Source organism: Rhodococcus sp. NPDC057014, from assembly GCF_042673295.1.
Taxonomy (GTDB): Bacteria; Actinomycetota; Actinomycetes; order Mycobacteriales; family Mycobacteriaceae; genus Rhodococcus_F.
The window spans coordinates 1-10602 of sequence record NZ_JBHUSF010000316.1; the positions used below are offsets into that span (position 1 = coordinate 1).

Genomic DNA, 10602 nt, shown 5'->3' on the forward strand with positions numbered 1-10602 from the left:
TCTCACATCTACGGCCTACAGCAGCGCGGACAGCTCGTCGCGGGCCTTCTCGCCTTCGGTGCCGAGGTCGGTGCGTCCGGCGATGTTCCACGAGCGGAGCAGCGGGGTGAACACCTTCTCCCCCTGCTGGGCGGGGTCGTAGATGCCGGCTTCGGCGAGCACCGCGGTGCTGTCGGTTCCGCCGGGCAGTGCCACGCTCGGCACGTCGAACGCGGCGATCCGCGAGGCGATGGCACGCATCGTCTGGTCGGGCACCAGCTCGAACGCGGCCTCGACGACGTTCCGGTAGAACAGCGACTGCAGTTCGTCGTCCGAGGCCAGCCGCTCGGCGATCACGGCCACCAGTGCGTCCTCGCCGAGTGCGGCGGTGTTGTGATGCCGCACGGCAGCGGCCTTCTCCTCGAACGCGGAGTTCGCGAGCATCTCGATCAGATGCATCGGCGGCATCGCGTAACCGCGAACCATCTCGTCCATCCGGGCGCGCTCGAGGGCGACGGGATCGACGGCACGCGTCACCATCAGGTAGTTCCGGAGCACGATGGAGTGCCGGTTCTCCTCCGCGGTCCAGCGGCCGACCCAGCGCCACCACGGTCCCACCAGGGCCAGGTGCTTGGCGATCTCGCGGTGGTATGCGGGCACGTTGTCGGCCACCAGGACGCCGACCGTCAGAGCGAGCGCCTCGACGTCGCTCAGGGTCGACTGATCTGCCGACCAATCCGTTCCACCCATGAACGCGAAGTTCGTGCCCTGGTCCCAGGGAACCAGATCGTGCGGCTGCCAGTCGTCCGCCTCGGCGATGTGGCGTGTGAGGTTTTCGTCCACCACCGGGGCCAGCTCACTGAGCAGCTGCGAGTCGTTTTTTTCAATCGGCATCCGCACACCGTAGCGTCCGCGGCCCGGAGCCGGGTCGACCACCGGTGGATTCGACGTGAACAACGCCGGCGTTGTGACGAAAACAGCCAGGTCATGGGCTTGCAATCGCTAGGCTGACGGTAAGCCCCGGGCCCGAGCAGAGGATCACCCATGCGCAGACTTCGGAACCTGACGATACTTCTCTCGGCACTCGCGCTCGGCGGGTCACTCGTGAGCGGGTGCGGTTCCGACGCGGACGACGCGGGTTCCGCCGACGCGTCCGGCGCGAACCCGACATCGGAGTCCTCCGGCCCGCCCAACCCGGCCGCCGTCTCGGGTGTCGACATCCCCGACGGCCGGATCGACGACGCCGTGGGCCGCCTCGACGACCTGGCGAACGAGTTGATGGAGAGTTCCGGACTGCCGGGCATGGCGGTCGCCGTCGTCCACGGTGGTCAGACCGTCTACGCAAAGGGATTCGGGGTGCGCGAGGCGGGCACCGATCAGAAGGTGGACGCCGACACCGTGTTCCAGCTGGCGTCGATGTCGAAGCCGGTGGGGTCGACGGTGGTGGCCCGTCAGGTCGATGCCGGCGTCGTCGGCTGGGACACCCCCGTGGTGTCCGAGCTGCCCGGCTTCGCCCTCGCCGATCCGTGGGTCACCGAGCACGTGACGGTGGGCGATCTGTACTCACACCGGTCGGGCTTGCCCGATCACGCCGGCGACCACCTCGAGGACCTGGGCTACGACCAGCAGCAGGTGCTCGACAAACTCCGGCTCGACCCGCTGAACCCGTTCCGGATCACTTACGAGTACACCAATTTCGGGCTCACCGCGGCCGCCGAGGCCGTCGCCGCGGCCTCGGGGACGGATTGGGCGACGCTCTCCGAGCAGGCGATCTACGGGCCGCTGGGGATGTCCTCCACGAGTTCTCGGTTCGCCGACTACGAGGCCCGCAGCGACCGCGCCGTCGCGCACCAACTCGTCGACGGCAAGTACGTCGCCGACGCGGTACGCAACCCCGACGCCCAGTCCCCGGCCGGCGGGGTGAGCTCGTCCGTCAACGACATGGGCAAGTGGCTGGCGATGCTGCTGGCGGACGGAACGTTCGAGGGCAAGGAGATCATCTCCCCCGAGGCGCTGCAACCGGCGGTCAGCCCTCAGATCGTGTCCAGCCCACCGCGTTCGATGGACAGCCGTCCGGGGTCGTACGGTTACGGCTTCAACGTCTCGACCACGTCGGCCGGCCGGGTCTCCCTCAGCCACTCCGGCGCGTTCCAGCTCGGGGTGGCGACGAACTTCGTCGCGATTCCGTCCGCCGATGTCGCGATCGTCGCCCTGACCAACGGCTCGCCCATCGGAATTCCCGAAACCCTCACCGCCGAATTCGCCGACCTCGTCCAGTACGGCGAGATCCGCGAAGACTGGAAATCGTTGTACCGGCAGGCCATCTCGCCGATGCTCGATCCCGAGGGCAGCCTCGTCGGCCAGACGGCCCCCGCGAACCCGGCGCCACCACAGCAGCCGCTGCCGACCTACGCGGGCACGTACGACAACGCGTACTGGGGCCCCGCGGTCGTCACCGAGAGCAACGGCGCACTGACGCTCGGGCTCGGGCCCGCCGGGCAGACGTACCCGCTGACCCACTGGGACGGCGACACCTTCACCTTCGCACTGAGCGGGGAGAACGCTCCGCCCGGAACCATTTCGAAGGCCACGTTCGCCGGTAACGACGTCACACTCGAGTACTACGACACCGAAGGCATGGGGACATTCGTCCGCTGAGCCGACACAACCGACGGGGAGAAGATCACATGAGCACGAATTCGCATGCGCCCACGGGAACGGATCGCACGGAGACTGCGGATGTCCAGGTGGTCCGGGCATTCCTGGACGCGCTCGTCGCAGGCGACCCGGACGCCGCGCGGCAGTATCTCCACGACGACATCGTGTGGCACAACGTGTCGCTGCCGAAGATCCGTGGCATCGGCTCCGTCATGCGGATCCTCCGCGGAATGAGCCGTCCCGGTGTCGGATTCGACGTGCGCCTGCACCACATCGCCGACGACGGAACGGCCGTGCTGACCGAACGCACCGACGTCCTGATCTACAAGCGGCTGCGCAGCGAATTCTGGGTGTGCGGCACGTTCGAGATGAGGGACGGCACGATCGCCGTCTGGCGCGACTACTTCAGCAACCGCGATTTCCTGTGGGGCACACTCAAAGGCATCGTGAAGGCCTTCTGACGTAACCGCCCGATGTCGCACGGATAATGCGACACCGGGCGGATCACACTGCGGGGCAGGCGCCTACGGCGTCGGCCCGAACTCCTCCAGCATCTCCGTCACGAGCGCCGCGATCGGCGAACGCTCACTGCGGGTCAACGTGATGTGCGCGAACAGCGGATGCCCCTTGAGCTTTTCGATCACCGCGGCCACGCCGTCGTGACGTCCGACCCTCAGGTTGTCACGCTGCGCGACGTCGTGCGTGAGGATCACCCGGGACCCGGTACCCAGCCGGGACAGCACCGTGAGCAGCACGTTGCGTTCCAGCGACTGCGCCTCGTCCACGATCACGAACGAATCGTGCAGCGACCGTCCGCGAATATGCGTGAGCGGCAGCACTTCCAGCATGCCGCGGCTGATCACCTCGTCCATCACCTCGGTGCTGGCCAGTCCGTCGAGAGTGTCGAAGACCGCCTGGGCCCACGGGCCCATCTTCTCGCTCTCACTGCCCGGCAGATAGCCGAGTTCCTGGCCGCCCACCGCGTAGAGCGGCCGGAAGACAACGACTTTCCGCTGAGTGCGACGCTCCAGCACCGCCTCCAGCCCCGCCGTCAACGCCAGCGCCGACTTGCCGGTGCCCGCCTTGCCGCCCAGCGACACGATGCCCACGCTGTCGTCGAGCAGGATGTCGAGAGCGATCCGCTGCTCGGCCGAACGTCCGTGCAGGCCGAACGCCTCCCGCTCCCCCCGCACCAACTGCACCCGCTTGTCGGCGTTCACCCGGCCCAGCGCACTCGACGAACCACCCAGCAGCCGGATACCCGTGTGGCACGGAAGTTCCCGGGCCTCCTCCAGGTCGACGACGCCTTCGGAGAACAGTTCGTCGATCGAGGAGGACGCCACGTCCAACTCGGTCATTCCCGTCCAACCCGACGGAACGACGTCGTGGGCGTGGTATTCGTCGGCGGGAAGGCCCACCGCACCGGCCTTCACCCGCAGCGGGATGTCCTTGCTGACCAGGACGACGTCACCGCCCTCGGCCTCGAGGTTCAGTGCGCAGGCCAGGATCCTCGAATCGTTGCTGTCCGTGCGGAATCCGACCGGCAGAACCGACGGGTCGGTGTGATTCAACTCGACCTGCAGGGTGCCGCCGTCCGTGCCGATCGGCACGGGCTGGTCGAGTCGACCGTACTCGAGACGGAGGTCGTCGAGCATGCGCAGCGATTCTCTTGCGAACCATCCCAACTCGTGGTGATGCCGCTTCCCTTCGAGCTCGCTGATCACGACGAGGGGAAGCACCACGCGGTGCTCGGCGAACCTGGTGACGGCCCAGGGGTCGGACAGCAGTACGGAGGTGTCGAGTACGAACGTACGCACTGCAGAATCCGAAGATTTCCTGGGGGCGACGGACGACTGTCCGGCGCGGGCTGAGACGGAGCGTGAAGCAGTCACGTTGGCTCCTAGGTCTGCGCGGCACCCACGCAAACTCGGTTCGCTGGACCGGTCCGTCCCTGGTGTGTCACCACACGAGGGCCGGGCGCCGGCCCCCTCGCACTGAGTGTGTCAGCCACGATCAGGACCTCCCGTACAAGCAACTTCCCCGCTGCCTGTTACCCCCGACGGTACTGCCAAACACGCCGATCGGCTGACCGAGCGGCGGGCGTGTCGGTGAACAACTGGTTACACGGAGAAGGCGCTTCGCGCCCGTGCGCGGTTAACGAGTCTCTGCAGTCGTCAACCACGCACGGGCGGCGGAGCCGCCTAGATCAGGCGCCAGTCCTCGAGGCCCTCGTACAGCGGGAAGTCGGCGGCGAGCTTGGAGACGCGGGCCTTCAGCGTCTCGACGTCGGACGCACCGGCGAGCGCGGTGCCGATGATGTCGGCGACCTCGGTGAACTGCTCGTCGCCGAATCCGCGGGACGCGAGCGCCGCGGTGCCGATCCGGAGGCCGGACGTGACCATCGGCGGGCGCGGGTCGAACGGCACGGCGTTGCGGTTGACGGTGATGCCGACCTCGTGGAGGAGGTCTTCACCCTGCTGGCCGTCGAGCTGCGAGTTGCGCAGGTCGACGAGCACGAGGTGCACGTCGGTGCCGCCGGTGAGGACGCTGACGCCCTTGTCCACGACATCCGAGCCGGTCAGGCGCTCGGCGAGGATCTTCGCACCGGTGAGGGTGCGCTGCTGACGGTCCTTGAACTCGTCGGTGCCCGCAATCTTCAGCGAGACGGCCTTCGCGGCGATGGCGTGCATCAGCGGCCCGCCCTGCTGGCCGGGGAACACGGCGGAGTTGAGCTTCTTCGCCCACTCCTGCTTGGCCAGGATCAGGCCGGAGCGGGGGCCGCCGAGCGTCTTGTGGACGGTGCTGGACACGACGTCGGCGTACGGCACGGGCGACGGGTGCAGCCCGGCCGCGACCAGGCCCGCGAAGTGCGCCATGTCGACCCACAGGTACGCGCCGACCTCGTCGGCGATGGACCGGAACGCGGCGAAGTCCTCGTGCCGCGGGTACGCGGACCAGCCGGCGACGATGACCTTCGGCTGCGCGGCGACGGCGATCTTGCGGACCTCGTCCATGTCGATGCGGTGGTCTTCCTTGCTGACCCCGTACGACTCGACGTCGTAGAGCTTGCCGGAGAAGTTCAGCTTCATGCCGTGCGTGAGGTGGCCGCCGTGCGCGAGGTCGAGCCCGAGGAGCTTCTCGCCCGGGTTCATCAGGGCCATCAGGACCGCTGCGTTGGCCTGCGCGCCGGAGTGCGGCTGGACGTTCGCGAAGTCGGCGCCGAACAGTTCCTTGGCGCGGGTGCGGGCGAGGTCCTCGACGACGTCGACGTGCTCGCAGCCGCCGTAGTAGCGGCGTCCCGGGTACCCTTCGGCGTACTTGTTGGTGAGGACGCTGCCCTGCGCCTGGAGCACGGCGCGGGGAACGAAGTTCTCCGAGGCGATCATCTCCAGCGTGTCGCGCTGACGGGCCAGCTCACCTGCTATGGCCTGGGCGACTTCGGGGTCGAGTTCGGCGAGGGGGGCCGTGTTGACGTCGGTACCGGGCACAGCGGTCATCGAGGAATCTCCAAGCTGGATGCGGAAACGAATGCTCCCAGTCTACGAACTACCCGTGAGGACTTCCTAACCGCCCGCGGTGAGGTATCCCTCACCGGCACGCAGGACGCTGGGAACGAGCGGCTCGTCGAGCAGCCGGCGGAACCGTTCCGACCGTTCTGCGCCGACGGGCACCTCGGCCAGCCAGCCCCCGAGCAGGCGGTACCCCTCCACGTAGGTGCTGGTGTACGCCCGCCACAGCGGGGAGGACAGGAAGCGCAGCGACTGCCGTGCCCGCTCGGGGGTCGACAGGCTCCACCGCTGCAGGAACGCCGCGACGTCGTCGTGGCTGCGACCCTCGTCGTGCAGCATCATCGCCGCGTCCTGCCGCACCCCGAGCAGCTGTCCGGACGCCCCGGACAAGCGTTGCGCCTGCTCACCGTCGAATCGCAGACCGAGGTCGGCGTAGATTTCCTGCGCCCACAGCCCCCAGTCGGACCCGACGATCGCGTCGAGCGCGAGGTCGGCGAGGCCCTCGGCCATCAGGCACTGCGGGGTGTTGACGACGAACAGCGTCTGCTCGAGTTGTCCGGCGCCGACGAGTCCGGCCTCCTTCCGGCAGTGCTCGGTGTGGTGGCCGGGGTACGACTCGTGCGCGATCAGCCGCGGCAGGTTCGCCATGTGCTGCTCGAGGTCGGAGTTGATCGCGACCTTCGAGCGGTAGTCGCCGAGGTAGTAGTTGAACCCCGACCACGGCTTGTCACCCACCACCTCGTACTCCACCACTTCGGACTCGGGCAGCGCGTAGTGCTGCCGCACGAGGTCGCGCAAGGCGCTCGAGAAGGCGTCGACGCATTCCTGCAACCGGTCGGCGGGAATCGCGTCCTTCGCGCGGTGGATCCGGATGCGCTCGGCCAGCGGTCCCGGGCCGGGCAGCACGGCGTCCATCTTCCGGTGCGCCTCCCGGTACTGCTCCTCGTCGCCGCGTTCGATGCGGACGTCGAAGTACGCCTCGACCTCGTCGACGAAGCCGACGTCGTCACCCGCGAACTTGCGCCCCGAGCATTCGAGGGCGCGCAGGTGGACGTCGAGGAACCGGGTCCGCTCCTCGGACAGTCCTGCCGACGGCAACTCCGCGCGGAGGTTCGCCGCCGTCCGGGCGAGGTCGCGCGGATCGGGCTTCGGCGCATTCTCCACCTGCCTGCGCAGCGCGGGATCGCCGGTGTACGCGTCGACGAATCCTTCCTCCAGCCGGTCGAAACCCAGCCCGAGCAGCAAGTATTCGCGAACGAACGAATCGGATTCCATGCCGTCCGACCTTAGTCGCAGACACGTCTGCCTGACCCGCCGACAGCGCAGCCTGTGGCACCAAGCACAATCCGACTATGCAACCGCTACTCGCCAGCGCGACGACGACGGCAGAGATTCTGGGCATGGACCGCTCACTCCCCCGTGCACCCGAGTGTGAGCGGAACTGATGGCGCGGACGAGCGAGTCCAGTCCGTACGTCGAATTCGACCGGAAACAGTGGCGCACACTGCGTAAGTCGACACCGCTCGTCCTCACCGAGGAAGAGCTGTTCGGACTGCGGGGCCTCGGCGAGCAGATCGACCTCGAGGAGGTCGCAGAGGTCTACCTGCCGCTGTCGCGTCTCATCCACCTCCAGGTCGCGGCCCGGCAGCGACTGTTCGCCGCGACCGCGACGTTCCTCGGCGAAAAGCATCCCGACCAGCAGGTGCCGTTCGTGATCGGTGTGGCGGGCAGCGTGGCGGTCGGCAAGTCCACCACGGCCCGTGTCCTCCAGGCCCTCCTCGCGCGGTGGGAGCACCACCCGCGCGTCGATCTGGTGACGACGGACGGGTTCCTGTATCCGACGGCCGAGCTGAACCGCCGCGGGATCATGCACCGCAAGGGCTTTCCCGAGAGTTACGACCGCCGCAAGCTGCTGCGGTTCGTCACCGAGGTGAAGTCGGGGGCCGAAGAGGTGGCCGCGCCGGTCTATTCGCACATCTCGTACGACATCATCCCCGGCCAGTATCACCTGATCCGGCAGCCGGACATCCTCATCATCGAGGGGCTCAACGTGCTGCAGACCGGTCCGCGGCTGATGGTGTCGGACCTGTTCGACTTCTCGATCTACGTCGATGCCCGGATCGAGGACATCGAGAACTGGTACATCCAGCGATTTCTCGCGCTGCGGAAGACGTCGTTCTCCGATCCCGACGCGCATTTCCACCACTACGCCGGATTGTCGGATCGGGACGCGACGTCTGCCGCGCAGGAGATCTGGCACAACATCAACCGGCCGAATCTGGTGGAGAACATCCTGCCGACGCGCCCCCGCGCGACGCTCGTGCTTCGCAAGGACGCGAATCATTCGATCAACCGGCTGCGGCTGCGCAAGCTGTAGGTGAGCGGCGAAGTGTGTTCCGGCACGCTTCGCCGCTCACGTCAGACGCCGAAGCGCCGGTGCCGTGCGGCGTAGTCGCGCAGTGCCCGGAGGAAGTCGACGCGGCGGAACTCGGGCCAGTACGCCTCCGTGAACCAGATCTCGGAGTACGCGCTCTGCCACAGCAAGAACCCCGACAGCCGCTGTTCCCCGGACGTGCGGATGACGAGGTCGGGGTCGGGCTGGCCGGAGGTGTAGAGGTGGCCGTCGATGCCGTCGACGGTGATCGATTTCACGAGTTCGTCGCCCGCCAGTCCGGCGAGGAGTTTCTCGCTGAGCAGCGACTGCACGGCGTCGGCGATCTCCTGGCGCCCGCCGTATCCGATCGCGACGTTGACGTGGGTGCCGGTGCGCCCCTCGGTTCCGGCGGCCGCGTCCCGCAGTCGACGGGACTGTTCGGCGGGCAGGAGGTCGAGGGCGCCGACGATCTTGACGCTCCAGTTCTTGTCCGGTCCGGAGATCTCTTCGACGACGTCGGTGATGATCTCGAGCAGGGTGTCGAGTTCCTCGGGGTCGCGGCGCAGGTTCTCGGTGGACAGCAGGTAGATGGTGGCCATCTCGATGCCCGCGGCGTCGCACCAGCCGAGCATCTCGGAGATCTTGAGGGCGCCCATGCGGTGGCCGTGGCTGACGTCCTCGAAGCCGTTCTCCCGGGCCCACCGCCGGTTGCCGTCGCACATCACGGCTATGTGCCGGGGGTGCTGTAGACCGTCGAGCCGCTTCAGTAGCCGACGCTCGTAGATGCTGTACAGCAGTCCTCGCGCACTCACCTGGAGATCACCATGACACGCAAGACTACGCCGCAGCCGTAGGTGATCCGCGACGGCCGTCACACAGCGCACGACTTCCTGCTACCGACGGGTACGCTCTCACCACAAGCTAACCTACGGTTGCGTAGGTTAGCGCCACGCACAGCGAGAAGAGGTGTTCAGTGACCGCTTTCGGCCTCGACGAACTGCCCGTCAAGCCCCGACTGCGAGGGTGGATCCACCTGTGGGCCTTCGGCGTCTCCGTGATCGCCGGCCTCGTCCTCGTCACGCTGTCGGGCACGCAGGTGTCCGCGGAAGCAGCGCTCGCCACCGCGGTCTACAGCCTCACGGTGTGCGGCGTGTTCGGGGTCAGCGCCACCTACCACCGCATCCACTGGAACACCGTCTCCGCCCGCACGTGGATGAAGCGCGCGGACCATTCGATGATCTTCCTGTTCATCGCCGGCAGCTACACCCCGTTCGCGGTGCTGGGGCTGCCGCCCGACACGGGCCGGACGCTGCTGATCGTCGTGTGGGCGGGGGCACTCGCCGGGGTCGCGCTGAAAATGCTGTGGCCGACGGCACCGCGCTGGGTCGGGGTGCCGCTGTACCTGCTGCTCGGCTGGGCCATCGTCCCGGTGGCACCCGAACTGACGCGCGAGGTCGGCGTCCTGCCGATGCTGCTGCTGCTGATTGGCGGCATCCTGTACTCGGTCGGGGCGATCCTCTACGCCACCAAGTGGCCCAATCCGTGGCCCACCACGTTCGGGCATCACGAGTTCTTCCACGCCGCCACCGTCATCGCAGCGTTGTGCCACTACATCGCCGTGTGGCTGGTGGTGTTCCGCTAGGCCCGACTACCGGCTCAACGCGGCGGCGAGGTCCTCGGCCGTCGACACGGGGCGGTCGCACACGAACCCACGACACACGTACGCCGCCGACGCGCCGCCGACCAGCGGCCGGTCGGCGAGCAGCGGGGACGAATCCGGTTCGCCGCCGATGACGACGGCGCCGCCGGGAGCGAGCCTGCGCGCCTCCCGCAGCAGGGCGGAATCGCCGTCGGTGGCCACCGCCACCTGGATCGGGCCGCGCACCGCGGCTTCTGTCACGGCGAGCCAGTGCCCGGCCGATCGCGGTGCGCGCTCGAGAAGCAGCGCGACGCGGTCGAGGGATGCGGCGGCCGCGGCCGCGTACCGGCCCGAGGCGTCCGCGGCGGCCCCCCCGGCCGCGGTGTGCCGCGCCGCGGCCCGGCCCGACGCCCCCGCCGGCGGCGCACCCTCGACCCGGTCGC

At 68.1% G+C, this 10602-nt stretch carries 9 protein-coding genes and 1 pseudogene; 4 read left to right on the top strand and 6 right to left on the bottom strand.

The window, feature by feature from the left end:
- Window positions 1–15: 15 nt before the first annotated feature.
- On the bottom strand, window positions 16–873 hold the full coding sequence (locus ACFTZB_RS37320) for an acyl-ACP desaturase (protein ID WP_378439665.1): 858 nt from the start codon (window positions 871–873) through the stop codon (window positions 16–18).
- A gap of 150 nt (window positions 874–1023) precedes the next feature.
- On the opposite strand from ACFTZB_RS37320, the gene ACFTZB_RS37325 reads away from it, so the two are divergent.
- Together ACFTZB_RS37325 and ACFTZB_RS37330 are read left to right on the top strand one after the other, a co-directional pair.
- Complete coding sequence (locus tag ACFTZB_RS37325) at window positions 1024–2637, top strand: serine hydrolase (RefSeq protein WP_378439667.1); 1614 nt, start codon at window positions 1024–1026, stop codon at window positions 2635–2637.
- A 29-nt stretch (window positions 2638–2666) separates the two neighbouring features.
- Complete coding sequence (locus tag ACFTZB_RS37330; RefSeq protein WP_378439669.1) at window positions 2667–3098, top strand: limonene-1,2-epoxide hydrolase family protein; 432 nt, start codon at window positions 2667–2669, stop codon at window positions 3096–3098.
- A 63-nt stretch (window positions 3099–3161) separates the two neighbouring features.
- Here the strand turns inward: ACFTZB_RS37330 and ACFTZB_RS37335 are convergent, their stop codons facing one another.
- From ACFTZB_RS37335 to ACFTZB_RS37345, 3 genes are all read right to left on the bottom strand, one after another.
- Window positions 3162–4529 carry a PhoH family protein gene (locus tag ACFTZB_RS37335; protein ID WP_072940675.1) on the bottom strand — a complete coding sequence of 456 codons (1368 nt, stop codon included), beginning with the start codon at window positions 4527–4529 and terminating at the stop codon, window positions 3162–3164.
- Window positions 4530–4838: 309 nt separating this feature from the next.
- On the bottom strand, window positions 4839–6134 hold the full coding sequence (glyA, locus tag ACFTZB_RS37340) for a serine hydroxymethyltransferase (RefSeq protein WP_378439672.1): 1296 nt from the start codon (window positions 6132–6134) through the stop codon (window positions 4839–4841).
- 66 nt (window positions 6135–6200) lie between these two features.
- Window positions 6201–7421, bottom strand: a complete 1221-nt coding sequence (locus ACFTZB_RS37345; RefSeq protein WP_378439674.1) for a DUF885 domain-containing protein — start codon at window positions 7419–7421, stop codon at window positions 6201–6203.
- A 169-nt stretch (window positions 7422–7590) separates the two neighbouring features.
- Here ACFTZB_RS37345 and coaA point away from each other — a divergent pair, with 169 nt between their 5' ends.
- A complete protein-coding gene (coaA, locus tag ACFTZB_RS37350) occupies window positions 7591–8523 on the top strand; it encodes a type I pantothenate kinase (RefSeq protein ID WP_378439676.1) in 933 nt (310 codons plus the stop codon).
- A 41-nt stretch (window positions 8524–8564) separates the two neighbouring features.
- On the opposite strand, the gene ACFTZB_RS37355 is transcribed toward coaA, so the two are convergent.
- Window positions 8565–9332, bottom strand: a complete 768-nt coding sequence (locus ACFTZB_RS37355) for an isoprenyl transferase (protein WP_015889657.1) — start codon at window positions 9330–9332, stop codon at window positions 8565–8567.
- Window positions 9333–9493: 161 nt separating this feature from the next.
- Here ACFTZB_RS37355 and ACFTZB_RS37360 point away from each other — a divergent pair, with 161 nt between their 5' ends.
- A complete protein-coding gene (locus ACFTZB_RS37360; protein WP_378439678.1) occupies window positions 9494–10162 on the top strand; it encodes a hemolysin III family protein in 669 nt (222 codons plus the stop codon).
- Window positions 10163–10168: 6 nt separating this feature from the next.
- Here ACFTZB_RS37360 and ACFTZB_RS37365 read toward each other — a convergent pair.
- Window positions 10169–10602 (bottom strand): annotated as a pseudogene (locus tag ACFTZB_RS37365) (hypothetical protein); the annotation flags it as partial.

Bases quoted from the DNA above. Each gene is read 5' to 3' on its own strand.
- ACFTZB_RS37320 (WP_378439665.1), bottom strand. From the start codon at position 873: ATGCCGATTGAAAAAAACGACTCGCAGCTGCTCAGTGAGCTGGCCCCG.
- ACFTZB_RS37345 (WP_378439674.1), bottom strand. From the start codon at position 7,421: ATGGAATCCGATTCGTTCGTTCGCGAATACTTGCTGCTCGGGCTGGGT.
- ACFTZB_RS37330 (WP_378439669.1), top strand. From the start codon at position 2,667: ATGAGCACGAATTCGCATGCGCCCACGGGAACGGATCGCACGGAGACT.
- ACFTZB_RS37325 (WP_378439667.1), top strand. From the start codon at position 1,024: ATGCGCAGACTTCGGAACCTGACGATACTTCTCTCGGCACTCGCGCTC.
- glyA (WP_378439672.1), bottom strand. From the start codon at position 6,134: ATGACCGCTGTGCCCGGTACCGACGTCAACACGGCCCCCCTCGCCGAA.
- coaA (WP_378439676.1), top strand. From the start codon at position 7,591: ATGGCGCGGACGAGCGAGTCCAGTCCGTACGTCGAATTCGACCGGAAA.